Here is a 25,419-nt window from a genome sequence, read left to right as displayed (position 1 = left end):
CATGCGAAGGGGTTTTCCGCACAGGCGAGGGGTGCGAGCGAGGAAAATTCGGGCGGTTTCCGGAGGGGCGGGGGCAGACGCCAGGGCGGGCCCGTGCGCGGCGGGAGACGGCGCGAGGAGAGTCGTGGTATGGGCAAACTGCGAGGCAAACGAGCGCGACGACCATGGTTGATAGCCCGATCCCGCCCCCGAAAGACGACGACGACGAGGATGTCCACTGGGCGCTGTCGACGGCCTCCGCGCTGTGGGGCCGCGGGGAGCGAGCCGAAGCGCTGCGCTGGCTGAAGCGCGCCGCGGAGCAAGCCTCCGACGCGGACAAGGACATGCGTTCGCTCGAGCTCTTCAAGGCGGCCGCGGACATCGCGCCCATGCTCGCCGCTGCTGCCGCGTCGGCGCCACAAGCCGCGCCGCCGCCGGCTCCCGCGCCACAAGCCGCGCCACCGCCGGCTCCCGCGCCACAAGCCGCGCCACCGCCCGTTCCGCAAGCTGCACCCGCGCCCGAGTCGGCCCCCCAGGCCGCGTCCGCGCCTGCGCCGCTCCGCTCGACGCCGCCGCCGCCGCCGAGTCGCTCGGTCCCGCCGCCGCTCCCGCCCGGGCGTGCGGTGCCCGTGTCCGCGCCTGCGCCGCGCGCCCCGCTCGTGACCCAGCCGCCCGTCACGCAAGCACCGGCCACGCCGGCCCCCGTGACGCGGGGCGCGCCGCCGCCTCCGCCCTTGCCGCGGGGCGCGCGTCCTGTGGTGCCGCCGGCCGCCACGCCGACGCCTCCGTCGGTCGGCCCGCAGAGCCACGTGCGACCGAATACGGGTGGCGTGGGGCCTGCCGTGCTCCCGGTCGGCACGGTGCCGCGTGCTGCGCCTGCCGCGCCGGTCGCTGCCACGCCTGCGCCCGCCACGCCGGTCGCTGCCACGCCTGCGCCCGCCGAGGCGCCCGCGCAGCCGGGCAGGGCTCCCGGAGCGCCGGGGCCCCGCAAGCGGCTTCCGTCGCGCACCGGCGCTCGGAAGAGTGCCGCCGCCATGGCCGCGGTGAATCCTGCGGCCGCGCGTCCCGACCCCCGCGCGCCGGGCGCGCCCCAAGCGCCGCCGGCTGGGGCCGCAGCTCCCGCGCCCGCCGCGGCCGCGCCGAAACGCCCGACCCCGAAGACGACCGTGATTGACCAGGCCTGGGGCGACTTCGCCCCCTCGGCGCCGCCCGTCGCGCCGCCGCCGCCGCCCCCCGAGGAAGAGATCACGGCCTCGCAGGCGCATAACGACCTGTTCGACATTCCGGTCGATGACCTCGACGGCGAGACGAACGTGCTCTCCGGCAAGGATCTCGGTCGCATCCCGGTGACGCCCGCGCAGGAGCCCGTCGTCGCTGCGCCTGCGCCCGTCGCTGCGCCTGCGCCCGCCGTCGTCGCCGCGCCTGCGCCTGCGCCTGCGCCGGTGGCTGCTCCAGTCGCACCCGCCGCGCCTGCGCCCATCGCTGCGGTCACGCCTGCGCCGGCCCGCGTCGTTCCCGTCGGCCCCGCGCCGGTACGCCCCGTGGCTCCCGCCAACGTGCCGAGCCCGGCTGCCGCACCTGCGCCCGCGCCCGCCGCTGCACCTGCGCCGGTCGCGGCCGCGCCGATGGCTCCTCGTGTGGCTCTGGTCGTCGCGGTTCGGGTCGCCGTGGTCGGCCGGGAAGGGGAAATTCGGGTCGTCCCGCTCGCGCCGGGCCAGAGCCCGCCGCCCGGCACGGCCGTGGCCTTGCTCGTTCCCGCCGGAGACGAGGACGCCGCCGTGATCGGCCGCCTCGTGGGCCTCTAGAAGCTCGGAAGGGGATCACCCATGACGGACGCATCGGATCGAGTGAGGCCGCAACGCATCCGCATCACGAAGCTCCAGGAGACGCAAGTCAGCGATCTCGTGGCGCTCGAAAAGGCGTGCACGGCGATGTACCACGACCTCGGCTTCGACGCGGCCGAGGTGCCGCCGCGAACCTGGAACGACATCGCGCATCTGCCGCGGCATCACAACGTCTTCGTGGCCGAGGCCGATCACGAGGTCGCCGGCTACCTCGCGTGGCGGGACGAGTCGCCGGGCGTCGCGTACCTGGAAGAGCTCTCGGTGCACCCGCAGTTCCAGCGCTTCGGCGTGGGGACGCAGCTGCTCCAGAAGTTCGAGGAGGACGCGCTCGGTTGTGGGCTGAATGACGCAATCGCGAGGATGTTCGAAAAGGCCACGTGGGCGCAGGGGTTCTACACGCACCACGGCTTCACGCAGCTCGGGGACCAGGCGTCGCGGAAGGTGCTCGGGTGGCGCGAGGAGCGTTTGGGCGGGCGTCCGCTGACGAGGCCTGGCGAAGTCCTGATCTGGAGGTCGTTCCGGGCGCAGTGACGTCCGGCCGGTAGGTCGGGGCGGCGGAGCGCGAGGGGCGGGCGGGATGCGCGGGGCGCGCCGAGGGAGACGTGTGTCTTCCGGGCGAGGCCGATGGACCGGGATCGGGGTCGAGCTCGGGGAGCTCGGCCGGGGGCCGGGTTGGTCTGCGTCGGGTCCGGGGGCATCTCCGTCGCCAGGTCTGGCGCCGCATCCACATCCGCCCTGAGGCGGATCGCGCGAGTTGACATAATGTATCTTATGCGAAATTTAAACGAGCCCGGAGGAGGGGGATCCGAGCCGTAAACCGGCCTGAATCCAGGCGTTCCTTGGGTTCGTCCGGACACACGACGGCTGCGCGACGCGCGCGCACCTCGGCCTCGCGGCCGGTCGCCCCGGCCGACGGCTTCCGTCACCGCCGTTCTACACGCGGACGGCGGCGTCCTCCCGAACGCCCCTCCGCCCCGGTCTCGTCAGCCGCCCTTGCCGCCGAGCCAGCTCATCGTCGTGTCGGCCGGCGCCGGCGCCGGCGGCGTGACGAGCACGCTGAGGAACGAACCCCCGTTGCCCACCACGAACGCCCGCACCCCGAACGCGGCCGGCGTCATCGCGAAGCTGCCGCCCGGCAGGATCCCGTCGATGAGCCCACCCGTCACGGGCGAAAACAGGAACAAGCCGTACCGCGTCGTCCCCACGAGCAGCGCGCCCGCCACCGGGACCGGCGCCGTGATCCCGCCCTCCGGCAGGTTCCGACGCCAGAGCGTCCGCCCGTCGTTCGGATCGAGCGCCCAAAGCCCAGTGATCCCGCTTGCAGCGAACAGGATGCGCTGCCCCGGGACCGACGGGGGTTTGGGGGCGGAGCTCGGCTCATCCGAGCCCAGCCCCCGAGCGTTGACAAGCGGCCCCGTTCGCGGCGCGTGCGCCGGCTGCTCCCACAAAACGAGCTCCGTCACCCCGACGGCCTTCTCGTTCACCCACGCCCGCGTGCCGTTCTCCGCGTCGAGCGCGTACACGCCGCCCGCGTAGCTGCCCACGAACACGACCTCACCCGAGGTGATCCGCGCCACCAACGGTGTCGTGTCCACGTCCAGATAACGCGGCGTATCACCGCCGGTCTGCTGCTCCGCCTCGGCCGCAAGATCCACGGCCGGCCACTGCTCCGAGCCGTCTTCGAGGTCGTACGCGAGCACCACGCCGTCCGAGTACGCCGTGTAGACCTTGTCTCGCCCGAGCGCCGGCCCCGCGTAACCGGCGGACTCCATGCCGAACGCCGGCGTCCGATGCTGGTGCCACTTGAGCGCCCCGGTCGCGGCGTTCATCGCGATCAACGTGTCGTTGGCGTTGGTGATGTAGAGCACGCCGTTCCGCAGCACCGGCTTCCGGCCCACCTCGGCGTTCGTTGCGAACCGCCAGAGCATGCGGCCGTTCGTCGCGTTCACCTTGTAGACCGCGCCGTCGTTCGAGCCGAAGTAGACGACGTCCTCGACGGCGTCGAAGAGTGGCTCACTCTGCACCGGCCCCATGGTCTCGAAGCGCCAGATCGTCGAGCCGTCCTCGACGCGGAGCGCGTAAAGGCCGTTGTCGCTCGACGGGACGAAGACGCGCCGACCGGCGACGTCGATCGCAGGCTGGCCGCGCTCGTAGACCTCGGCTTGCTGGCGCGACTCGGCCGTCAGCGGCCTTCGGTACGTGATCGAGAGCGTGCCGCCCGGGTGGTGCAGCCACGTCGGGACCTGCGGCGTCGCCGGGATGCTCAGGCTCTCGCAGCCGAAGAGCGGGAGCGCGAGGGCCGCGGCGGCCGCGAGAACGCCACGCGAGATCGCGACGGGAGCCCTCACGCGTCCTTCGATCACGGCGTCCCGCCCTGCTGCTGGGCCGCCTTCTTTTGGGCCTCCTCGACCATGCGCCGCGCTTTCTCCTGGATGTCGGCGGGCAAAGCCCCAGGCGCGCCGCCCCCGAACACCGGCTGCTGCGCGGCTGCGGCGGCCGGATCGATCTGGACCATGAGATCGTGCACCGCGCCCTTGAGGTACTCGAGCGGCTCGGGCTCCTTGCTCGGGAGCGCGAGCTTCTCGTCGAGCGGCTTCAGGACCTCCTTCGCCTTGTCCTTGTTGCCCTTGGCGAAGAGGACACGTGCCTCGTGGTAGGTCGCGAGGTCCTTGTATCCCTTGACGTCGATGCCCGCGAGCTCCTTGAAGCTCGCCATCGCGCCGTCGAGATCGCCCTTGCCCTCCTTGGCGTACCCGATGCCTTCGGTGGCGCGACCCTTCACGTCCGGATCCGCGGCCGCGAGCGGCGACGAGAGCACGGACGAGTAGGCCTCGATCGCCTTGTCCCAGTCGCGTTTTTCGAGGTACGTGCCGCCCTGGCCGAGCCGCGCGAGCAGCGCCGCGCCCGTGCCGGCGTGCTTGTCGATGACCTTGCCGTACGCGTCGAGCGCGGCCTGCGTCTTGTCGGCTTCGTTCTTGAAGACGCGCGTCGGATCGATCTCTTTCTGATCGTCGGGGCGTTTGTCCTCTTCCATCACGAGGCCGCGGTTCGCAGCCACGCCTGTGAAGAGATCCGACGAGGCATCCCCGAGCTTCTTGTCGGAGCGCGACGACCAGAAGGCATATCCGCCCGCGCCGACGATCGCCGCGAGGACCACCCACTGGAGGACGCCGACGTTCGTCTTGAGCCACTTCGTGACGGCCGAGGCGCTCCGCGCGAGCGCGTCGTCGACCATCTCGCCCGCGTCGAGCGAGCTTGCGACCGGGCGGCGCTCGGCCGCGTCCGCCTGCTCGCGGCGCCGCTTCAGGAGCTCCTTGGCGCGCGCGTTCTTGTCGCGAGGCAGCGCCGCGTCGTCCTCCGCGGCTGTCGCACCGCCGACGCGCTTTTTGCGTCGCGCGAGCGCATCTTCCCGCCTGCGCGCCGCGCGGTTCGGCTTCGCGGCCTCCTCTTCTTCCTTCTCGCCCTCGTCGGGCTCCGCGGCCGCGTCGCCGCCTTCGATCGAGGCGTCCTCTTCCCCCGCGACGCCGAGCGCGGCGGCGACACGCTGCGCGGCTTCGTCCTCGGACTCCGACGCATGAGCCTTCGACGGCTCGTCGTCACCCGAGGTCTCCGCCTCGCGCGCGTCCTCGTCCTCGCGCTTCGCGCGGCCCTCTTCCGACTGCTTGTCCTCTCGCGACACGCCCGGGACTCTAGCCGCGCCGCCCCCGGCGTCAATCGGCCTCATCGCGGTTTCCGCGGGACTTCCGCGGTCGTCCGGGGGCCACGCTCGGCGCCTCCGTCCCCTGCCCGTTCGTGACAAAAGTCACGGATTTCGCGGAGGATCCCCGTCGGACGAGCCTTCCCCGCCCTCTTCGGGCGTCCACGGCTCGGGCGGCGGCGGAGGCAGCTCGGCGACGAGCGGGACGACCGCGCAGGCCGAGAGCTCCACGTTTTGCGTCGCGTAGACGACGAACTCGCCGTGCTGACCGGGGCGCACCTTCACCGCCGCGGGCAGCGGCGCGAAGACCTCTTGCGGCTTGTCGCCCGGCGGGACGTAGAGCGTCGCCGCGGTGCGCGCATCGAGCTCGGGCGCGCGCTTGGGAACGAGGCCGCCCGTCTCGCGATCGCCGCTGCTCACGAGGCGGCGCGTCCCCACGCCGAAGCGGATCTCGCCGGGCCGGTCGTCGTTTGAACGCACGCGGCAGAGGACGCGCAGCGCATCGCCGCCGCCGTCGGACTTCGGCACGACCATGCCGACCGCGACGCCGCTCCGTGCGAACCGCCGGAGTTTCTCCAAATCGCGATCCCGCGGGCCGCCGACGAGCTCGAGCACGTCCGCTTGAAGCGCGATCCGCAGGCCGTTCGGCAGCGGGTCGGGCACGCCGAGCAGCCGGATGAGCGGGGCGCGGAGCTCGGGGCCGGCGCCGAGCGTGACGAGCGCTTCGGAGAGCGCGACACGCGCGTGCTGGTAGCGTTCGGTCGCGAGGTGCTCGGCGAGCGCGGGGCGGGCCGCGTCCTGGCCGATCGCAGCGAGCGCCTCGGCCACGTGTGGCCGCAGGCGGACGTCGTCAAGCGCCGTGATGAGCGTGGGCAGCGCGGACTTGGCGCGGATCTTCGCGAGCGCTGCGACGATCTCCTTCGCCCGTTCGAACGGGATGACCTCGCGCTTCTGCGCGCGCTTGCCGTACGCCTCGCGGAACCACGCCACGAGATCGTCCTCCCCGCGGCCGTCTCCGCCCTCGGCGAGCGCGAGCGCCGCGAGGCGCCGCCACCGGGGATCCCGATCTTCGAGCAGCTCGCGCGTGCGCGGCGCTCCCTCGCCGAGCCTCGTCAGCGTGAGCGCCGACCAGCGCCGCACTTCGTCGTCCTCGTCCCGCACGAGCGCGAGCCGCATCGTCGGCGAGACCTCGGGCCGTTGGAGATCAAACAGAACCTCGGCGGCCTTGCGCCGGATGAGCACGTCTGCGTCGTCGAGCAGCGCGGCCACGTCGAGCGCCGCGTCCGCATCCCCCGCGATCCCGCGCCGGAGCGCCTCGGGCCAGCCCTTGCCCTCGCTGCGCAACCCCGCGATCTCGTACCGCCCGTGCGAGGCCTCCACGCCGCGGAGCTCGGTGCGCATGTCAGCCATGTCAGCGGCGCGCGCGCCCGAGAGATCCCGCGTCTGGGTCGGATCCCGCTCCACGTCGTAGAGCGCGCACGCGCCGATCCTTCGAGCACAAACGAGCCGGAGGGGCCCACGCGCCAGCATGGTCATCGTCTCCGTCTCGGCGAACGCGAAGCCGCGAGCGTCCTCCGGGCTCGTGGCCGTCCCCACGAGCGCGCGCCCGAGATCCGCGCCGCGCACGCGTGCCGGCCGCGGGATGTCGAGCCCCGAGAGCACCGTCGGCAGCAGATCGACGAGCTGCACCGGAGCGGACACGCGCCGCGGCGCGAAGAGCCCCGGCGCATGCACCACGAGCGGCACGCGGACCTGCTCCTCGTAGACCGTGGTGCCGTGGTACCGGCCGCCGTGATCCTGGAACTCCTCGCCGTGATCGGCGCTCACGATCACCACCGCGCCCGGCCGACGCGCGCGTACTGTGGCGAGGATCGAGCCGAGGCCCGCGTCCGCCGCGGCGATCTCCGCGTCATAGCGATCGATGTCGCGATCGCCGAAGTCGTGCTCGGGGTGCGTCTCGTAAGGCTCGTGCGGCTCGAAGAGGTGTACCCACATGAAGACGCGGGCGTTCTTGTCGACGCCGTCGAGGTACGACTCGACCTGCTTGGCGCGGCGCTCGGCGCTCGCGAACTCGACCTTGCGGTACTCGAAGTCGAGTCCACGCTCGCGGATCGAGCCGAAGCGCTCGGCGTCGATGAAAAAGACCGCCGGCGGGAAGAAGGCCGCGGTCTTGTAGCCGTAACGGCGGATCTGCCCGGCCCACGTCTCGGAGTCGCCGCCGAGTCCTTGCAACACGAGCGGGCGGATGTACTTGCCCGTCATCAGCGAGGTGACGGCGTACGAGGTGTGCGGCGTCGGCGTGTAGGCCCGTTCGAAGACCACACCCTCGGCCGCGAGCGCGTCGATCGTCGGCGTGGTCTTGCGCCCATACCCGTAGGCGCCGACGTGATCGGCGCGCAGCGCGTCGATCGTGACGAGCACGATGTCGCGGCCCGCGAGATCCACCGCGTGCCCCGCCTGCCCCTCATTCATGACGAGCGGCGCGTCGTCGAGCGGCGGCGGCGGCGAGAGCGCGGCCGCGATCTCCACGGCGTTCGCGAGCACCGGCGCGCGCGTCAGGTACACGAGCCGCACGTTGTCCGCGGGCGCGAGCCGCTCCGCCGCCGAGGGCGATGCCGCCGCGGACAAAGCGAACAAGCCGAGCGCGAGCGCCGCGCGAGCGAGCTTCATGCCGACGGGCGCGATCGGCCCTTCCGGATCGTCCGTGCTTCCTGGTCGCGTTCGTCGCGGCGCGTCCCACGCGACGGTGGCGAACGGCGCGACGAGGAGCGCGAGGAGCGCGAGGCCACGGTGGAACGCCGGATAAAGGCGCGGCAGGACCAGCAGGTTGACGAGCTCGATCACGACAAGCAGCGCGATCACGCCGAGAAAGACGCCCAGGCCAAACGTGCGTCGCGGCTTCGGCGCGAGCGCCCGCGCCACGACCGGCCCGATCACGAACACGCCGGCGAACGCGACGGCCGCGACGATCCCCACGAACGGCGCGCGGAGAGACCCGGACAGGAGGCGCCCCGTGGACACGCCAAACGCCACGGCACCGGCAAAACCTGCCGCGGCGAGCGCGAAACCGCCCCTGCCCCAGCGTCCTTCTGCATGGCGCGCGAGCTCGACGACGACCCCGCCGATCGCCGCGACCGGCGCGGCCGCCGCGAACGCGATCGGCCACAGTTTTCCGAGCGCGAGCGTGAGCTCGTGCAGCCCGACGAGCTCACGCCGGAAGACGACGCCGATGACGACGAGCTCGATCAGCAGGAACACGCCGATCGCGAGATAGCCGTCGGCGATCCGCCATCCGAGCGGAAGATCCCGCGTCCGCGCGCGCGTCCGCACCACGCTCGTGCCGTCCCGGTCCGGCTTGGGCGCCGAGACCGCGAGCCGACCCTTTGCGCGGCTCGGTCGAGGCGCGGCGGGCGGGACGTGTGCGCCCTCCCCGCCGCGGTTCGTCATGCGTAGATGATCTCGAGGATCTCGTAGGTGCGCGGCCCGGCCGGCATGACGACGCGGACCTCCTCGCCGACCTCGCGGCCGATGAGCCCGCGCGCGAGCGGGGAGGACACCGAGATGCGGTTCTGCTTGATGTCCGCTTCTTCGGGGCCGACGATCTGGTAGACGACTTCCTCGTCCGAATCGACGTTCATGAGCTTCACGCGGGCGCCGAACTGGATCTTGCTGCCGCTCAGCTTGCTCGGGTCGATGACCTCCGCGCGGCTCAGCGTTTGCTCGATGAACGTGATCCGCGCGACGATGAGCCCCTGACGCTCCTTCGCGGCGTGGTACTCGGCGTTCTCCGACAGATCGCCGTGATCACGGGCCACGCTGATGTCCTTGACCACCTGCGGGAGCTCGATCTTCTTGAGCCGCTCGAGCTCCTCGCGCAGCCGAGCTTGCCCTTCGGGCGTCATGGGCACCTTTTCAGACATCGCAACACCTCGAAAACGACGCTCGGACACGCCGAGCCGAACCTTCGATCCCCTTTAGCATGTTCACGCCAACGCCGCGCCCACCCCGTCAGCTCGGGCCGCGCCAGCGTACGATCCGCCGCGGCATCGGCCTGCCGGCGTCACGCGCCGCGCGCAGGGCCGCCTTGACCAGCGCCGCGCCCGCTTTCTCCAGGCCCGCGACGTCCACCCCAACGGCTGCGCCCTCGATCCGCGCCGCCACGTTCGCTCGGCCTTCCGCGCCGCCCTCGCTTGTTGGCTCGACGCGGATTTCGAGCGGCAGGTCCACGTCGGGCAAGTGCGCGAACCCGCGGTAGGTCACGCCCGCCCCTTCCTCCTCGCCCTCGCCGCGCGCGAGCGCGTACCGCACGCCCGCCGTGGGGCGTCTCTGCGACGCGTCCATCCGAACTAGGTTCCCTGCTTGCCCGCTTTTTGCGCGTCGAGCTCCGAGAGGAACCGCTTCGCCGTCACGGCGAAGGGCCCGCCGTACTCGTCGAGCACCTTCTGGAAGACGGCGCGCGCGTCGTCGAGTTTGTCCATCCGCATCAGCGTCTCGCCCTTGAGCACGAGCGCTTCGGGTTCGAGCGCCGAACCGGGGAAAAGCTTCAGCGCGTGATCGATCCGCGCGATCGTCGCCGGGTAGATGTCCTGCCGCAGGTAAAAGCGCGCCACGTAGAGCTCGTGCCGCATGAGCCGGCCCTGCACGGCCTGGTGCATCTTGCGCACGTCCTCCGAGTAGCGGCTCCGCGGGTTGTCGCGCAGGAACGCGCCGAGCTCGCGGTAGGCTTCGAGCGCCGTGCCTTGATCACGCTCTTCCTGCGGCGGAAGGAGGAACGTGTCGTCGATGTCGCGGAAGAGCGATTTCGCGATGCGGTAGCGCGCGTACTCGACGTCGCGATCCGTGCGGTGGTTCTGGATGAACTCGCGGTAGGCCGAGACGGCGTCCGCGTATTTCTCCTGCTCGAACTCGACGTCGGCGATGCGCAGCTCCGCGAGCGTCGCGTACCGGCTGTACGGGAAGAGCTTGCGCACCTCGGCGAACAGGGCGCGCGCGTCTTCCCAGGACTTGCTGCGGTACGAGCGCATCGCCTCCTCGTAGGCGGCGCGCGCGTCGTCCGTGTAGGTGAGGGTCGCCTTGCGCCCGTCGCCGACCTGGAGATCGCAGCCCGCGGCCGCGAGGAGAAGAAGGGGCACGACGAAGCCGAGCGCTCGGGCGAACCGCGCCGAGGGCCTCGAAGACGTCGAACCGCAGACCTTGCCCATCCCGCGCTCCGTAGCCGTTCCTCGGCCGGCGCGCCAGTGCTTCCTGCCCCGACGGGAGGCAGGTATGGATACGTGCGGCATGGAAAGCTCGTTCGTAACGCCCCAGGCGGCCCCCGGCGAGGCCCTGGGGGCCGCCGTCGCCCCCACGGTCCTCGTCGTCGATGACGAGCGCAACATCCGTCGCACCCTGGATCTCGTCCTGCGCGGCGAAGGTTACGAGGTCATCGAGGCCGAGAGCGGCGAACAAGCGCTCGAGATCCTCGCCAACGGCGGCAGGCCCGTCGACCTCGCGATCATCGACCTCTTGCTCCCCGGCATGGGCGGGCTCGAGCTGCTCGAGCGCATCCGCCGCGACGAAGCCACGCGCAGCTTGCCGGTCGTCGCGATCAGCGGCCACGCGACGGTCCACGACGCGGTGAAGGCCATCAAGCTCGGCGCGGGCGACTTCTTCGAAAAACCCGTGAGCCGCGAGCGCGTGCTCGTCAGCGTGAAGAACGCGCTCTACTCGTCGGAGCTCGCGCGCAAGGTGCGGGATCTCGAGGCGGAGCTGCTCGCGCGCTACGAGATGATCGGCCGCGCGCCGGTCATGCAGAAGCTCTACAAGGAGATCGATCGCGTCGCGCCGACGAAGGCGAGCGTGCTCATTACGGGCGAGAGCGGCACGGGCAAGGAGCTCGTGAGCCGCGCCATCCACCGTCTCTCGCCGCGCATCGCGGGTCCGTTCGTCAAGGTGAACTGCGCGGCGATCCCGCGCGAGCTCATCGAGAGCGAGCTCTTCGGCCACGAGCGCGGCGCCTTCACGGGCGCCCAGTCCCGCAAGCGTGGCTTCTTCGAGCAAGCGCATGGCGGCACGTTGTTCCTCGACGAGATCGGCGACATGGAGCCCTCGGCGCAGGCGAAGGTGCTGCGCGCGCTTCAATCCGGCGAGATCAGCCGGCTCGGCAGCGAGCGGACCCTGCAGGTCGACGTACGCGTGCTCGCGGCGACGAACAAGGACCTCAGCCGTGAGGTCTCCGCTGGCCGTTTCCGGGAAGATCTCTTCTTCCGCCTCGCGGTCTTCCCCATCCGCGTGCCCTCGCTACGTGAGCGCATGGAGGACATCCGCCCGCTCGCCGACGCTTTCATGGCATCGTTCTGCAAGGAGAACGGGCTCAAGACGAAGCGCATGGATCCGGCCGTCCACGTCGCGCTCGAACGCCGCAGCTTTCCGGGCAACGTGCGCGAGCTGAAGAACGTCATCGAGCGCGCAGCGATCCTCTCCGGCGACACCGTCACGATCGCCGACCTGCCCGAAGATCCCCACGCGAGCCCCTTCGACGACGACCTCCAAGCGCCCGAGGCGCCAGACGCGAGCGAGCCCATGCGCACGCCGCCGGGCCCGCTCCCGCCTTCGATCGAGGCCATCCCGCGCACCGAAGGCGGCCGCAGGCTCACGCTGCGCGAGTTCCGCGATCAGGCGGAGCGCCGCTACATCATCGAAGTCCTGCAGAGCCTCGACTGGAACATCTCGCGCGCCGCGATCGTCCTCGGCGTCGAGCGCACGAACCTGCACAAGAAGATCCGCGCGTACGACATTCGTCGGGGTTAGTGGGAGGGCGCGAGCGGCGCGATGATGTCGGCCACGCTCTTCGCGAGCAGCGGCGCCCCTGCCCCGCTGCGCGTCGACACCTCGCGCAGCACCGGTTCCGCGATGAAGATCGCGAACGACACGTAGTCGTAGAGCCACTGCGCCAGCATCGCCTCGGCTTGATCCGGGCCGACGAGCATCGCCACGTTCTCGATGATCTGCCCGTCGTCGAGCGTGCCGTCCGGCTTGGGCCCGGCGCGCATGAAGAGCGCGTCGTAGATGCCCGCGCCTGTCGCGAACGAGGCGAGGTGCTGCCGGACCTCGTCGCCTCGCTTCACGGCGTCGACCTCACGCATCACCATCGACATCGCCTCGTTGAAGAGCGCCACGATCGCGGCTGGCCCCGTGGGCCGCGGCGCGCGCACCGTCACGCAGCCTCCTTGCACGAGCTGGAAGATCTGCCGCGTGACCTCGAACTCCCCCTGCCCCACCGCGCGGCAGATGTCGGCCACGGATCGCACCCCGTCGATCGCCGCGTAGATCTGCACGACGTCGCCTTCGGTCGGCGGAGGCCGATCCGGCACGCGATCCGGCACGTGTTCGGCGGAGGGAATGCGCTCGCGGAAGTAGCGCATCTCGTCCATGCGCCGCACCGCTTCCATCAAGAGGCCGCTCACGGGCAGGTTCTGCCGCGACGTCAGCCGCGCCTCGTCGAAACGATCGAGGAAGTAGAACATCCCGCTCTCGGCACGCATCACCGCGTAGACGATCTCCTCGACCTGCCGGCCCATGAGCTGGAACAACATCTCGCGCGAGATGTGCCCCATGCGCACCGCCATCTCGCCGAAGCGCACGTCGCCCGTCACGGCCCTCGCCACCTCTTGCAGCTGCTCCAGCGAGAGCGCGCCGTAGCGGTAGAGCATCTCGCCGAGCCGCTCGCCTTCGGCGCTCGACAGCGCGCCCACCACCGCGCCGTGCTCGAAGAAGACGCTTCGGTTCGTCGCGCCGTCGTAGATCGCGAGCTCGCCGGTCCACGCGCTCTGGCCGATCATCGACACGATGTCGCAAAGCGCGCTCGCGCTCGTGATCTCGCCGCAGAGCCGCAAGCTCCCGGCCTCGACCCCTTCCGCGCGTCGCATCACGACCACGTGCGCAGGCGCCGGCATCAGTCGGAACGCGCCTTGTCGCGCGCGCATTCGCTGGCTTGCCAGCTTGCCGACTGGGTGCGCCGTACCCGTGCCGTCCACGCGCACGAGATCGTGGCCGTCCTCGCCCATCTGCTCGGTTTATAGCAGGACACGAGCGGGACATGCCCCGGCATTCCGCGGGGATGGCCATGCTACCGTGCTCCCCGTGACCGCCTCCCCCGACCCGATCGCCTCTCCCCAGGCGCTCTCGGCTGCCCTTGGCGCGGCGCGCTACCTCTGCGACCCGGCCACGGCCCTCTCCCTCTGGCTCGCCCTCCGCATGGGGCGCCCGCTCATGCTCGAAGGGCCCGCGGGGGTCGGCAAGACCGACCTCGCCCGCGCCGCCGCCCAGGCGCTCGGCCGTCCGCTCGTCCGGTTGCAGTGTTACGAGGGCCTCGACGAGGCCAAAGCCCTCTACGAGTGGGACTACGCCAAGCAGATGCTCTACACGCAGCTCCTCCGCGACGCGATCGCCGCGGAGACGCACGGCGCGTCGATCGCCGGAGCCGCGCAGATCGTGGCCAGCAGCGAGGCCTCGTTCTTCACCGAGCACTTCCTCCTCTCCCGCCCCCTGCTCGCCGCGATCCGCAGCGAAGCTCCCGTCGTCCTGCTCCTTGACGAGGTCGATCGCGCCGATCCCGAGTTCGAGGCGTTTCTCCTTGAGATCCTCTCGGAGCTGCAGGTCACCATCCCTGAGCTCGGCACCTTCCGCGCCAAGCACCCTCCGCTCGTGCTCCTGACGACGAACGCCACCCGCGAGATGACCGAGGCGCTCCGTAGGCGATGCCTGCACGCCTTCCTCGATTACCCGTCCTCCTCGCGCGAGCTCGCCATCCTGGAGCTCGTCGTCCCCGGCATCGATCACACGCTCGCCGCGCACCTCGTCGCGTTCATCGGCGAGCTCCGCAAGATGGATCTACGCAAGGCGCCCGCCGTGAGCGAGACGCTCGACTGGGCGCGCGCGCTCGTCCTGCTCGGCAAGAGCAAGCTCGAGCCGGACCTCGCGCGCGACACGCTCGGCCTCTTGCTCAAGCACCAGGAAGACAAGGCCGCGGTCGAGCCGCGCCTCGACACGATGGTGAAGGCCACGGCGGCGTCGGGTTAGCGCAGCTCCGCGACCTTCTCGCCGAAGAGTTTTTCCAGGCGCGCGAGCATCTCGTCGCTCGGCGTCACCGTGAGATCACGCCCGAGCGCGAGCACCGCCTCGGCGCCGTCGTCGAGCTGGATCAAGAGGTGCACCGGGCAGACACCGCGGCTCGACGCCAGGACGTCCCGTAGCTTGCCGATGTGATCCCGCGTCGCCTTCCGGGCTTGTACGCGGATGCGCACGCTCTTCGTCTCCGCGCGGATCGCGTCCGCGAGCGGCACGACCTCGTCGAGCATCAACGTCGGCTCTCGCGGCGCCGCTTGCTCGTCCTCGGCGCCTTCCTCCACCTGCGGAAAACTCACTTTGCCCGAGACGAGGACCGGGTCGGTTCCCTGCAGGATCGCGCCGTACGTCTCGATCTGCTTGTCGCGCACCTTCACCTCGACGCGGCCGCTCGTGTCTTCGAGGTGGAAAAACGCGACCTTGCCGCCGCCGCCCTTGAAGATGCGCTCGCGGTATCCCTCGACCATCCCGGCCACGCGCACCTTCGACCACGGATCCTTATGCGGAAGCGCGCTCGCCGCGATCACGTCGAAGCGACTGAGCTCCGTGCCGTACCGCTCGAGCGGATGCCCCGAGACGTAGAAGCCGAGCGACTGCTTCTCGCGCACCAGCATCTCGCGCAGATCCCACGGCTCGCACTGCGGGTACTCGTCGAGCTTCTGCTCGGCCGCGGGGGCCGCCTTTGCGAAGAGGCTGAACAGCGAACCTTGACCACGCTCGCGATCCTTGCTCGCGCTCCTCGCGCGTTCGAGCGCCTGATCGAGCGCGGCGAACGCGCGGGCTCGCGTGACGCCGCGCGGAAGGAGCGTCGCGTCGAACGCCCCCGATTGCACGAGCGCCTCGAGCACGCCCTTGTTCACGCGCCGCGCGTCGACGCGCTGGGCGAAGTCGAAGAGATCGGCGAACGCGCCGCCCGACGTGCGTGCTTCGAGCACCGCCTCCAGCGCCGACTCGCCCACGCCGCGGATCGCGCCGAGGCCGAAGCGGATCTTCGGATCGTAGGGATCGGCGTCCTTGATCTTGCTCGGCGCCTTCCGGCCGGCCTTTTTCGTGGCCTTGCCCGGCTCGCTGTAGACGACCGAGAAGTCGATGTTCGACTCGTTGATGTCGGGCGGGAGAATGTCGACGCCCCAGGCGCGCCCTTCCGCGATGATCCGCACGACCTTCTCGATCTTGTCGCGATCCGCGGTCATCAGCGCGCAGAGGAACTCCACCGGATAATGCCGCTTGAGGTACGCCGTCTGGTACGTGATGAGCGCGTACGCGGCCGAGTGGCTCTTGTTGAAGCCGTACCCCGCGAAGAACTCCAGCAGACCGAAGATGCGGTCGGCGTCCTCGGCGGACACGCCGTTCTTCAAGGATCCCTCGACGAAGATGGACTTCTGCTTGGCCATCTCCTCGGGCTTCTTCTTGCCCATCGCGCGGCGGAGCAGGTCGGCGCCGCCGAGCGTGTAGCCGGCGAGCATCTGCGCGATCTGCATGACCTGCTCCTGGTAGACGATGACGCCGTAGGTCGGCTTGAGCAGATCGTCGACGAGGTCGTGCATCTTCGCGATGGGCTTGCGCCCGTGCTTGCAGTCGACGAAGTCCTTCACCATGCCCGTGCCGAGCGGGCCGGGGCGGTAGAGCGCGACGGCGGCGACGATGTCTTCGAAGTTGGTCGGGCGCAGGTCCTTGAAGAGCTGCTGCATGCCGCTCGATTCGAGCTGGAACACGCCCGTCGTTTCGCCCGACTGCAGGAGGTGGAACGTCTCCTCGTCGCTGAGCGAAATCGCGTTGATGTCGAACGCCTCGGCCGGTGACTTACCCTTCTGATCGGGCCGCGCGCGGATGAGCCGCACCGCGATGTCGATCACGGTGAGCGTCTTGAGGCCGAGGAAGTCGAACTTGACGAGGCCCGCCTGCTCGACGTCGTCCTTGTAGTACTGCGTGACGAGCGCTTCGCCGTTCCGGAAGCACGGCACGTGGTCCCAGAGCGGACCCTCGCTGATCACGATGCCGGCCGCGTGCATGCCGGCGTGCCGCGTGAGCCCCTCGAGCTTCTGCGCCTGCGTGAGCAGCTCGCGCACCGAGGGATCACTCTCCATGTGCGCCTTGAGCTTCGGCTCAATCTCGATCGACTCGGGGATCGTGTACGTCTGCCCCGGCCCCTTCTGCGGGATCAGGTTCGCGATCTTCTGCGCCTCGGCGGGCGGGAAGCTCATCGCGCGGGCCACGTCCTTGATGACGCTCTTCGCCTTGAGCTCGTGGAACGTCGCGATCTGCCCGACGCTCGTCTTGCCGTACTTCTCGGCGACGTACCGGATCACCTCGTCGCGCCGATCCATGCAGAAGTCGACGTCGAAGTCCGGCATGCTCACGCGCTCCGGGTTCAGGAAGCGCTCGAAGAGCAGGTTGTACGGGATCGGATCGAGATCCGTGATGCGCAGCGCGTACGCCACGAGCGAGCCCGCGCCGGAGCCGCGGCCCGGGCCCACCGGGATCCCCATCTCCTTCGCCTGCCGGATGAAGTCCCAGACGATCAGGAAGTAGCCGGGGAACTTCATCCCGATGATGACGTCGAGCTCCATGTCGAGGCGCTTGCGGTACGCCTCCTGGTCGACGGTCTTACCCCCGCGGCGGAACTCCTCGAAGCGCTTCGTCAGCCCCTCGTGCGAGACGTGCCGGAAGTACGAGTTCGTATCGAACCCCTCCGGCAGTGCGAACGTCGGCAGCATCGGCTGGCCGAGCTTCAGCTTGAGCCCCGCGCATCGCTCGGCGATCTCCAGCGTGCTCTTGATGGCTTCCGGGTGGTCGCGGAAGACGTGCGCCATCTCGTCCGGCGACTTGAGGAACATCTCGAAGCTCTGGTGATGCGCTTCGAAAGCGTCCGCGTACGAGCGGTTCGCCGCGATACACGACAGGTAGAGGTGCCCCTCGCCGTCGTCGCGGCTGCCGAAGTGCGCGTCGTTCGTCGCCACGATCGGCAGGCCGCGATCCTTCGCGAGGCGCGTGAGGATCCCGTTCAGCACCGGCTGCTCGACGAGCCCGTGATCCTGCAGCTCCACGTACAGGCTGCCCGGCTCGAACGCCTCGACGAGCCGATCCATCGCCGCGCGCCCTTCGTCCTCGCCCTCCTCGAGCACGCGCTGCGCGAGCACGCCGCCCATGCAGCCGGAGAGGCCGATCAGGCCCTTGCTGTTCTGCGCGATGAAGTCGAGCGATACGCTCGGCGCGGCGCCGCTCATGGGCGTCACGTGGCCCTCGGACACGATTCGAACGAGGCTCTTGTAGCCCTCGAGGTTCGACGCGAGCAGCACCAGGTGATCGACCGGCGCGTCGTCCGTCTTGCCGCTCGGCACGTCGTTTCGCGCGGTGCGCGGTCGCGCGACGTTCACCTCGCAGCCGAGGATAGCGCCTACCTGGGCGTCCTTGCACGCCTTGTAGAGCTGGATCGCGCCGAACATGTTGCCGTGATCGGTCAACGCCACGGCGCGCATGCCGAGCGCCTTCGTCTTGCCGACGAGGTCCTTGATCTTGAGGGCCCCGTCGAGCAGCGAGTACTGCGAGTGGACGTGGAGATGAACGAACTCGGCTGCCACGATCGATCTTGCCTCGGCGTTTCTAGCTGCTCGGGCGAGCTCGCTTCAGGATAGGCGCGCGTCATCAAACGAGGCGCGTGTTCGTGATGCTTAGCGTCACTCGTGAAGCTGCATCGTACGGCTGCACTCTGGTCGTGTGCGAAGCGCCGCGCCCTGTGACGCTCTTGTGAAGCGACTGCGCCCTGGCTAGCATGCGCCACATCCACGGGCACTCGACGAGCTGCCGTGCGCTTGACGACCCGCGCTCGGGTCCGGGAAAGTGAGTCAGGTTTCTATGCTTCGCACCCGTCTTCTCTCCGCCGCATTTGTGGCGACTTCGCTCGCTGTTCTTGGTTGCGGCTCCGACACGGTCTCGGAGAAACCCCCGGTTCCGCCGCCGTCCGAGGATCCCGCGGGCCTCGCGCCGCCGGAAGAGCCCGAGGGTTTGTCCACCTGTGAGGGGGCGGGCAAGGTGATGGCGATGAGCCAGATCTTCCTCGGCGACACGAAGCGCGACGGCACGCCCGATCCCACGGGCGGCTGGAAGTTCTACGGCTACGATCTCGACGGTCGTGCGTCGACGAAGGCGTCGGTCGGCCTGTGCAAGCCGCGCGCAGGCGGCTCGCCTGCGGCCGTGTATCCGGACGGCGAAGAGGGCCGGGACAACTCGTTCGGCAAGAACATCCTGCCGGTCATCCTCGGCCTCTCGTCCGACCTCAGCACGCAGGCGAACCAGGCGATCTCGGACGGCGAGTTCACGATCATGCTCGACATGTCGACGCTCGGCACGTCGGAGGACTGCAACGGCCTGCAGGCGAAGCTCTACGGCGGCGCGGACCTCGGCGCTCCGCCGAAGTGGGATGGCACCGACCAGTGGCCGCTCCTGCCCGAGCTCCTGAACAACGACATGGATCCGACCTCGGCGAAGATCGTCTTCCCGAAGAGCTACGTCGTGAAGAACACGTGGGTCTCGGGCACGAAGGGCACGGTCAAGCTCTCGCTCTCGATCAGCGGCTTCTCGATCACGCTCGACATCAACAGCGCGGTCATCACCGTGGACCTCGACGCGGATCGCAACGGCGGCACGAACGGCACGATCGCCGGCGTCATCGAGACCGAGGCGCTCATCTCGGAGATCACGAAGGTCGCGGCGGCGTTCGACGAGTCGTTCTGCGATCCGATGTCGCCGACGCTGCAGAGCATCCTGAACCAGATCCGCCAGGCGTCCGACATCATGAAGAACGGCTCGCAGGATCCGGCCGTCGAGTGTGACGGCATCTCGATCGGCCTCGGCTTCAACGCCAAGGCCGTGCAGCTCGGCCCGGTGGCGCCGAAGGGCGAGCCCCCGCCGGATCCCTGCGCCCCGATGCCGTGAAGGCTCGCGTCTGACGCGAGGGGCCGGCCTGCCGCCCGGCCCCTCGTCGACCGACGTGGACCTCGAAGATCGACCACGTCGAGAGCAGAGGGCGCATCCGGCGCACGCCAGCGGGGGGAAGGGCGTGTGGTTCGGCGGCGCCCTCTGGTTTGTCAGGGGGTTCGTGATGAGGGGGGTGGCTGGTACGTCGGCGGCGAGAACGTGCCTGGGGTGAGCCGTTTGGTCCGCGAAAAACGTCGAGGGGCAGGAAGCACGACGCGTAAGGCGTCTGCGCGCTCTGACGTTGGGTGAGGGGGACCGAGCGGCGAAAGAAAAACTCCAAACCGCTCTGAAGAAACCTGATAGAAGCGCGTCCAAGACCCCGTTCGGCTCGACGGCTGCCTGCACGCCGGTGAACCATGGCTTGGCCGCGGCCCGTGCTTCTCGGAGGAGATCAATCTCTATGCAAAAGTTCCTGGCTCCCGTTCTGTGCACCGTGCTGATGGTCGGCGCCCTCGGCGCGATGACTGGCTGCACGGCCTCTGCGTCCGTGGGTGGTGGTGCGGAGACGCCGCCGCCCCCGCCGCCGCCCCCGCCGCCCCCGCCGCCGCCCCCGCCGCCGCCCCCGGCCGCGGCGCCCGCGCCCGAGGTCAAGATGGAGGGCAACAAGCTCCTCCTCCCCGGCGCCATCGTCTACAAGACGGGCAGCGCGGAGCTCGAGCCGATCAGCTTCCCGATCCTCGATCAGGTCAAGTCGTACCTCGACTCGAAGCCGAACGTGACGCTGCTCCGCATCGAGGGGCATACGGACGCGGACGGCGACGCGGCGAAGAACCTCGACCTCTCCGCGCGACGCGCTCAGTCGGCGGCGAAGTACCTCGTGGGCAAGGGCGTCGATTGCAAGCGCCTCATCGCGGTCGGGTTCGGCGTGACGAAGCCCGTCGCCGACAACAAGACGGCCGAGGGCAAGGCCCAGAACCGCCGCACTGACTTCATCAATGCGGCGATCAACGGCAAGCCCATCATGAAGATGCCGGTCGATGGCGGCGCGCCCAAGGTCCTCGACGCCTGCGCGCCCTGACGATCCCGCATCTCCCCTCGCCCGCGCTCCCGCCTTCCTGACGCCCTCCTTCTCGCCACCCGGGGTGAGGCGAAACCAGCCGCCGAAAAACGCTGGCCAACCCGCCCCGGGCCCATCATCCCTTCATGGCCATGCGCCCGTTCGTCTTCACGTCGCTGCTCCTCGGCTCATCGCTCGTCTTCGCGGCGGGGTGTGATCGCTCCTCGCGCGACGTGCGCGAGTGGAAGCCGACGGATCACGATCAGCCCCTCGGTCAACAACCCGGGCAGGTCGCCGCGCGTCCGCGCAGCTCCGCAGAGCAAGGGCCCGATCAGAGCCTCGTGGAGATCGCCTGGCAGCGCAACTGCGCGAGCTGTCACGGCCAGCGCGGCAAGGGCGACGGGCCGCAAGGGCCGATGATGCGTGCGCCGGATCTCACGCGATCGGACTGGCAGGCGCAGGTGACGGATGAGCAGGTGGCCGACGTCATCCGCAAGGGTCGCAACCGCATGCCGGCGTTCAGCAATCTGCCGGATCAGGTCATCATGGGCCTCGTCGGCCGCATCCGCGCGAACCGCTCCCCTTGATCCCCACGTCGGTTTGACTTCCCCACGCCTGGTCGTCACGTTGCGCCGATGCAGCGGGAAACGACGCCGGATGAGGAGACGCGGCCCGAGCCCGAGGGCCCGGCAAAGCCCCTGCTCGCGCCTTCGCCGCTGAAGCGACGGCTCTTGTCGTTGCTCCTGCTCGCGGGCGGTGGCGCGGCGTTCCTGTCGCTCGCGCCGCACTGGCCCAAGGAGCACTCGGTCGACTTTCGTCTCGACGGGGAGAGCGGCACGGTCGTCGGCTTCGACGTGACGTGGTCGCGCGCGGACGCGGAGGCGGGCGCCGTCAGCGGCAGCTCGTTCCGTTTCGAGCCGGGCCGCGCCCCGAAAATCGTCCATACGACCGTGCACTTGCCGGATGGTTCGTATGCACTGGACATCCGCATCGACCGCGCGGATCGCAGCGACTCGATCCAGCGCACGCTGACGCTCGGCGACGCCGAGAAGATCACCGTGCCGCTTCGCTGAGGCAGACAGCGTCCTTCAAGCATCACCTGCGTCTCCGAGGACACGGTTCGGCGCCCTGGAGGCGACCTGCAAAACCGACGTCAAGCCCACGAATCTGTTCGATATTTCGCCGTGCAAACCCGTGCGGCATCGTGCGGGAACGGAACGTGTGACGAATTCGCTTGATGCGGCGCCCCAGACACCGCTACTTCTTGGCCCGTTGGCTTGGGGTGTGGCAGCTTATCCTACATGCACTTATCTGTCGCTGATGAGCGCACCCTGTCGTTCTTGGACAGGGGCGGCGCCGCGGCGCCGGAGGGCGATCCGAGGGACGGGTCGCCTGCACTGATGGAGGACCGATGAAGATCACGCCCTGGTACCTGGCCGCTCTCGCTCCCTTCGCTGCGATCGGGTGCAGTGGTGCATATCTCGGGCACGCAGCCGTCGTCGTTCTGACGATCGGCATCTTCTTTGGCACGCTCTCGCTCGGCCGGACGCCGAACACGCCGCCGCCCGCGCCGCCGAACGCGCGTGCGTGAAACGCAGTCGGTTCGGCGCTGTTAACCTCGGGTCATGACGTACGACACCGTCGGCTCCCTCAAGGGCCTCGACGAGTTCTCCTTGATGGATCTCGAGGCGGTGCGTCTCATCCTGCGAGGCGACTCCGTCGTCGACTGGCACAGGCTCCACGTTCGCGACGAGGAAGAGGCGCGCACGCTTCTGCGAGCGCAAGAATTCCGACCCGAAGAGCCCGCCGATCGCGCGCGGCTCGAGGCGATCAAGAACGAAGCGATCGCCTATCTACGTCGGCACTTCGAGTTCCCGATCCCCAAGCCCGTCGCCCGCTGCTCCGTGGAGGAGCTCCTGGTGCTCGCATCGGGCAAGGGTCACAGGCAGCTCTGCGCCTGCACGATCCTGAAGTCGATGCACATCATCCATCACCTCGAGGGGCGCGAGCTGCTTTTCTCGATCCCGATGTCCGACCAGGATGTGTTCCACCTGGTGGAGGAGAAGGTCTATCGGATCGTGGGCGGGATGCTCGCGGCCGGCTTCCCCATCACGGAGTTCATCGGCGGGCGGAAGAACAAGGACTCGCTCTACACGAAGCTGCTCTCGAAGACCGACACGACGGCCGCAGCGATCTACGACAAGCTGCGGTTCCGGATCGTGACGCGGGAGGCGGACGACATCCTGCCGATCCTGCTTTACCTGTCGGAGCGGCTGTTTCCGTTCAACTACGTCGTGCCCGGGCAGAGCACGAACACGATCTTTCATTTCCGTAGTTATTGCGATCGTCACCCGTTCCTGCGGACGCTGCTTCGGGAGTTGCAAGCAGGCGTGGATGACGGCCTGACGCTCAGCAACAACACGTTCAGCGATCAGAGCTATCGGGTGATCCACTTCGTGGTGGATCTACCGGTACGGCTGCCGCCCGAGATCATGGAGCTCGCGCCGCCGGCCGCGTGGGCGCTCGGACCGATCGTGTTCGTGCTCTGCGAGTTTCAGCTCATCGACCGCGAGACCGAGGCGGCCAACGAGCTCGGAGACGCGAGCCACGCGAAGTACAAGGAACGTCAGAAGGTGGCGGTGATGCGTCGGCTGAAGCTCGGCGGGCGGGCGCCGACGCGCGTTCCGACGAAGCGGCCGCGCTGAAGGGCGAGCGTTGCGCCGGGGTTTCACCCCGGACCCGACCAGGGGTTGTCCACCCCTGGACCCGGACCAGGCACGGCCTGGACCGAGGACGACAGCGCGCAAGCGCGCTGTCGACAGGGAAAACGTTCCCAGCACGTAGGGCAGCGCTGCTGTTTTGGTTAGCGACGTGGTGGAGGGTCTTGCCACGGGCCCGTCGTAGAAACCGCGCGTCGCGCGGTTTCTACGCCCTCGGTCCAGGCCGTGCCTGGTCCGGGGTGCCGGGGGCGGACAGCCCCCGGCTGGGGTTTGGGGCAAAGCCCCAACCTCCCGCCAGGGGCTGCAAAAGCGCGATCAGGTACGGGTCTTGAGGCCTTCGCGATCGAGTACCACGATGCGGCGGCGGTCGACCTCGATGATGCCTTTGCGGCGAAGCTCGCCCAGGGTGAGCGTGACGGTCTCGCGGGTGGAGCCGATCATGCTGGCCATCTCCTGGTGCGTGAAGGGCGCCGAGATCAGGACGCCGCGCGGGTCGGGGATGCCCCAGCGCTGGGCGGCCTTGAGCAGGAACTCGGCGAGGCGCGCTTCCACGTTGCGGAAGAGCATCGAGGCGAGACGTTCTTCCGTCTCGGCGTTGCGCTCCACGAGCGCGCCGACCAGCGCGTTCGCGAAGGCTTGATCCGAGGACATGAGCCCGCGGATCGTGGCAATCGGCACGACGAGCGCTTCCACGTCTTCCGTGGCGATCGCGCTCTCGCGGTGGTTCGGGACGCCGCCGAGCGCGGCCTCGCCGAGGAGGTCGCCCGCGCCGCGGTAGCCGAGCGAGAGCGTGTGCCCTTCGTTCAGCGCCCGGACCAGGCGGACGCGTCCGCTGCCGAGCATCACCACCGAGTTCGCGGGGTCGCCCTGGGTCACCAGCGGCCGCCCGCGCGTCACTCGCTGGATCGTTCCAGCGTCGGCCAGGAGGGTCTGCGACGCGGGCGAAGCCGCGCTACCGACCGCTCCACGCCGCAGAATCCGCCGCTTGCGTGCGTCCGGATCGAGCCCCCCGTCGTTGCCGACCGCGCCGGAACGAGCCGGGACGTTCGGTGCCATCGCATCCTTACCCATCATATCGAGACTGCTCCTCTAGGTGCGTTTTTCGCCGTGCGGGCCCTGAAAAAGAACGCGGCTTGCGTTGACATCTCCGAAGTACGGCCCGTACCTTTCGGGGGCCGAAGCCCCAGCCGAAGAACCCAAGTCGGCGGGGATCCGGTGCCCCGCTCCCCTGAAGCTACGGATCGTTGGATGCGCCTCTTTAGCGGTAAAATTGCCCCTCTCAGCGAAGAAATCGTCAAAACCCTGGCGGACAACGGGGAGATCGAGTGTGAGGACCGAAAAGAGGTGGTCCGCGATCTGGAGTCCGTCTTTTCTCAGTACCTCGCGACCGAAAAGGAAGTGATGGACAAGTCGAAGGCCACGCTCGAGTCGCGTGGCCTGCCGCCCTCGGAGCTCGGGCGGATCCGGAAGATCATCGCCGAGCAAAAAGGCATCAAGATCGGCGAAGACATCCTCGACTACTTGCTAGACCAGTGCATCGAGATGCTCATGCACTCGGGCAACGTCGACGAGGTCTACGGCCAGGATCACGACCTCAGGCGTCGCATGCGGCCGGTGCTGAAGAAGTACCTCGCGGCCGACGACGAGCTCGACGCCGAGGTCCGGAACAAGATGAAGAACCTGCAGGAAGGGACTCGGACCTGGGAGGTCGAGTACCAGAAGATCAAGAACGAGATCCAGCGCCGCAAAGGTCTCGTTTGAGGGGAGAGTAGAGACCGATGGGCTGGATTCCGAAGGTCGAGCAGAAGCGCCACTTCTGCCACAAGTGCAAGAACGAGCTCGTCTTCGAGGTGAAGCTCCAGCGCGCCGACACGTGCCCTCACTGCGGCGTCGACATGCACTGCTGCAAGAACTGCGAGTACTGGGATCCGTCCGCGCACAACCAGTGCAAGGAGCGGATCGCCGAGTACATCCCTGACCGGGAGAAGGCGAACTTCTGCACGTTCTTCACGTTCAAGAACGGCGTCCCGGAAGATACGTCCGCACAGATCGCCAAGTCGAAGGCCCGCCTCGACGATCTGTTCAAGAAGAAGTAGGCCG

General features: G+C 69.3%; 21 protein-coding genes. 12 read left to right on the top strand and 9 right to left on the bottom strand.

The window, feature by feature from the left end:
* Positions 1-164 precede the first annotated feature (164 nt).
* Both POL67_RS28145 and POL67_RS28140 read left to right on the top strand, forming a co-directional pair.
* Positions 165-1,784 (top strand): hypothetical protein, encoded by a 1,620-nt coding sequence (locus POL67_RS28145; protein ID WP_271922530.1) that lies wholly within the window; start codon positions 165-167, stop codon positions 1,782-1,784.
* Positions 1,785-1,805: 21 nt separating this feature from the next.
* On the top strand, positions 1,806-2,354 hold the full coding sequence (locus POL67_RS28140) for a GNAT family N-acetyltransferase (protein ID WP_271922528.1): 549 nt from the start codon (positions 1,806-1,808) through the stop codon (positions 2,352-2,354).
* A gap of 452 nt (positions 2,355-2,806) precedes the next feature.
* Here POL67_RS28140 and POL67_RS28135 read toward each other — a convergent pair whose 3' ends face one another.
* The 6 genes from POL67_RS28135 to POL67_RS28110 form a co-directional block, all read right to left on the bottom strand.
* Positions 2,807-4,186, bottom strand: a complete 1,380-nt coding sequence (locus POL67_RS28135) for an outer membrane protein assembly factor BamB family protein (RefSeq protein ID WP_271922526.1) — start codon at positions 4,184-4,186, stop codon at positions 2,807-2,809.
* Entirely contained in the window at positions 4,183-5,502 is a 1,320-nt protein-coding gene (locus POL67_RS28130) for a tetratricopeptide repeat protein (protein WP_271922524.1), read from the bottom strand. Before POL67_RS28130 ends, POL67_RS28135 begins: the two co-directional genes overlap by 4 nt.
* A 123-nt stretch (positions 5,503-5,625) precedes the next feature.
* Entirely contained in the window at positions 5,626-8,967 is a 3,342-nt protein-coding gene (locus POL67_RS28125; protein ID WP_271922522.1) for a sulfatase-like hydrolase/transferase, read from the bottom strand.
* Complete coding sequence (gene greA, locus POL67_RS28120) at positions 8,964-9,440, bottom strand: transcription elongation factor GreA (protein ID WP_271922520.1); 477 nt, start codon at positions 9,438-9,440, stop codon at positions 8,964-8,966. Before greA ends, POL67_RS28125 begins: the two co-directional genes overlap by 4 nt.
* 88 nt (positions 9,441-9,528) lie before the next feature.
* Entirely contained in the window at positions 9,529-9,861 is a 333-nt protein-coding gene (locus POL67_RS28115; RefSeq protein WP_271922519.1) for a hypothetical protein, read from the bottom strand.
* A 5-nt stretch (positions 9,862-9,866) separates the two neighbouring features.
* Entirely contained in the window at positions 9,867-10,721 is an 855-nt protein-coding gene (locus POL67_RS28110; RefSeq protein ID WP_271922516.1) for an outer membrane protein assembly factor BamD, read from the bottom strand.
* Positions 10,722-10,800: 79 nt separating this feature from the next.
* On the opposite strand from POL67_RS28110, the gene POL67_RS28105 reads away from it, so the two are divergent.
* Positions 10,801-12,309 carry a sigma-54-dependent transcriptional regulator gene (locus POL67_RS28105; RefSeq protein ID WP_271922514.1) on the top strand — a complete coding sequence of 503 codons (1,509 nt, stop codon included), beginning with the start codon at positions 10,801-10,803 and terminating at the stop codon, positions 12,307-12,309.
* Here the strand turns inward: POL67_RS28105 and POL67_RS28100 are convergent.
* Positions 12,306-13,565: a DUF4388 domain-containing protein gene (locus tag POL67_RS28100; protein WP_271922512.1), complete on the bottom strand. Its 1,260-nt coding sequence runs from the start codon at positions 13,563-13,565 to the stop codon at positions 12,306-12,308. The genes POL67_RS28105 and POL67_RS28100 overlap by 4 nt on opposite strands.
* 76 nt (positions 13,566-13,641) lie before the next feature.
* Between POL67_RS28100 and POL67_RS28095 the strand changes: the two genes are divergently transcribed.
* On the top strand, positions 13,642-14,580 hold the full coding sequence (locus tag POL67_RS28095) for an AAA family ATPase (protein WP_271922510.1): 939 nt from the start codon (positions 13,642-13,644) through the stop codon (positions 14,578-14,580).
* Here the strand turns inward: POL67_RS28095 and dnaE are convergent.
* Positions 14,577-18,206, bottom strand: coding sequence for a DNA polymerase III subunit alpha (dnaE, locus tag POL67_RS28090; RefSeq protein WP_271922508.1), 3,630 nt, complete (start codon positions 18,204-18,206; stop codon positions 14,577-14,579). The two genes, POL67_RS28095 and dnaE, sit on opposite strands and share 4 nt — an antisense overlap.
* 307 nt (positions 18,207-18,513) lie before the next feature.
* Here dnaE and POL67_RS28085 point away from each other — a divergent pair, with 307 nt between their 5' ends.
* From POL67_RS28085 to POL67_RS28060, 6 genes are all read left to right on the top strand, one after another.
* A complete protein-coding gene (locus tag POL67_RS28085; protein WP_271922506.1) occupies positions 18,514-19,560 on the top strand; it encodes a hypothetical protein in 1,047 nt (348 codons plus the stop codon).
* 442 nt (positions 19,561-20,002) lie between these two features.
* Positions 20,003-20,620 (top strand): OmpA family protein, encoded by a 618-nt coding sequence (locus POL67_RS28080; RefSeq protein WP_271922504.1) that lies wholly within the window; start codon positions 20,003-20,005, stop codon positions 20,618-20,620.
* Positions 20,621-20,745: 125 nt separating this feature from the next.
* Positions 20,746-21,186, top strand: a complete 441-nt coding sequence (locus POL67_RS28075) for a c-type cytochrome (protein ID WP_271922502.1) — start codon at positions 20,746-20,748, stop codon at positions 21,184-21,186.
* Between the two features lie 48 nt (positions 21,187-21,234).
* Entirely contained in the window at positions 21,235-21,672 is a 438-nt protein-coding gene (locus POL67_RS28070; protein WP_271922500.1) for a hypothetical protein, read from the top strand.
* Positions 21,673-22,010: 338 nt separating this feature from the next.
* The gene (locus POL67_RS28065; protein WP_136929691.1) at positions 22,011-22,190 is read left to right on the top strand and encodes a hypothetical protein; all 180 of its coding nucleotides are present in this window, start codon (positions 22,011-22,013) and stop codon (positions 22,188-22,190) included.
* Between the two features lie 34 nt (positions 22,191-22,224).
* On the top strand, positions 22,225-23,304 hold the full coding sequence (locus tag POL67_RS28060) for a TIGR04552 family protein (protein ID WP_271922497.1): 1,080 nt from the start codon (positions 22,225-22,227) through the stop codon (positions 23,302-23,304).
* Between the two features lie 330 nt (positions 23,305-23,634).
* On the opposite strand, the gene POL67_RS28055 is transcribed toward POL67_RS28060, so the two are convergent.
* Entirely contained in the window at positions 23,635-24,375 is a 741-nt protein-coding gene (locus tag POL67_RS28055) for a Crp/Fnr family transcriptional regulator (protein ID WP_232379562.1), read from the bottom strand.
* A gap of 192 nt (positions 24,376-24,567) precedes the next feature.
* Between POL67_RS28055 and POL67_RS28050 the strand changes: the two genes are divergently transcribed.
* Both POL67_RS28050 and POL67_RS28045 read left to right on the top strand, forming a co-directional pair.
* Positions 24,568-25,080 carry a DUF507 family protein gene (locus POL67_RS28050; RefSeq protein WP_136929694.1) on the top strand — a complete coding sequence of 171 codons (513 nt, stop codon included), beginning with the start codon at positions 24,568-24,570 and terminating at the stop codon, positions 25,078-25,080.
* A gap of 17 nt (positions 25,081-25,097) precedes the next feature.
* Positions 25,098-25,415 (top strand): hypothetical protein, encoded by a 318-nt coding sequence (locus POL67_RS28045; RefSeq protein WP_153817484.1) that lies wholly within the window; start codon positions 25,098-25,100, stop codon positions 25,413-25,415.
* The last annotated feature ends 4 nt before the right edge of the window (positions 25,416-25,419 follow it).

This window comes from Polyangium mundeleinium (genome assembly GCF_028369105.1).
Taxonomy (GTDB): Bacteria; Myxococcota_A; Polyangia; order Polyangiales; family Polyangiaceae; genus Polyangium; species Polyangium mundeleinium.
This window is presented reverse-complemented; position numbering and strand designations above follow the sequence as displayed.

Bases quoted from the DNA above. Each gene is read 5' to 3' on its own strand.
- POL67_RS28105 (WP_271922514.1), top strand. From the start codon at position 10,801: ATGGAAAGCTCGTTCGTAACGCCCCAGGCGGCCCCCGGCGAGGCCCTG.
- POL67_RS28060 (WP_271922497.1), top strand. From the start codon at position 22,225: ATGACGTACGACACCGTCGGCTCCCTCAAGGGCCTCGACGAGTTCTCC.
- POL67_RS28080 (WP_271922504.1), top strand. From the start codon at position 20,003: ATGCAAAAGTTCCTGGCTCCCGTTCTGTGCACCGTGCTGATGGTCGGC.
- POL67_RS28100 (WP_271922512.1), bottom strand. From the start codon at position 13,565: ATGGGCGAGGACGGCCACGATCTCGTGCGCGTGGACGGCACGGGTACG.
- POL67_RS28125 (WP_271922522.1), bottom strand. From the start codon at position 8,967: ATGACGAACCGCGGCGGGGAGGGCGCACACGTCCCGCCCGCCGCGCCT.
- POL67_RS28140 (WP_271922528.1), top strand. From the start codon at position 1,806: ATGACGGACGCATCGGATCGAGTGAGGCCGCAACGCATCCGCATCACG.
- greA (WP_271922520.1), bottom strand. From the start codon at position 9,440: ATGTCTGAAAAGGTGCCCATGACGCCCGAAGGGCAAGCTCGGCTGCGC.
- POL67_RS28045 (WP_153817484.1), top strand. From the start codon at position 25,098: ATGGGCTGGATTCCGAAGGTCGAGCAGAAGCGCCACTTCTGCCACAAG.
- POL67_RS28055 (WP_232379562.1), bottom strand. From the start codon at position 24,375: ATGGCACCGAACGTCCCGGCTCGTTCCGGCGCGGTCGGCAACGACGGG.
- POL67_RS28050 (WP_136929694.1), top strand. From the start codon at position 24,568: ATGCGCCTCTTTAGCGGTAAAATTGCCCCTCTCAGCGAAGAAATCGTC.
- POL67_RS28070 (WP_271922500.1), top strand. From the start codon at position 21,235: ATGCAGCGGGAAACGACGCCGGATGAGGAGACGCGGCCCGAGCCCGAG.
- POL67_RS28065 (WP_136929691.1), top strand. From the start codon at position 22,011: ATGAAGATCACGCCCTGGTACCTGGCCGCTCTCGCTCCCTTCGCTGCG.
- POL67_RS28115 (WP_271922519.1), bottom strand. From the start codon at position 9,861: ATGGACGCGTCGCAGAGACGCCCCACGGCGGGCGTGCGGTACGCGCTC.
- POL67_RS28110 (WP_271922516.1), bottom strand. From the start codon at position 10,721: ATGGGCAAGGTCTGCGGTTCGACGTCTTCGAGGCCCTCGGCGCGGTTC.
- POL67_RS28145 (WP_271922530.1), top strand. From the start codon at position 165: ATGGTTGATAGCCCGATCCCGCCCCCGAAAGACGACGACGACGAGGAT.
- POL67_RS28075 (WP_271922502.1), top strand. From the start codon at position 20,746: ATGGCCATGCGCCCGTTCGTCTTCACGTCGCTGCTCCTCGGCTCATCG.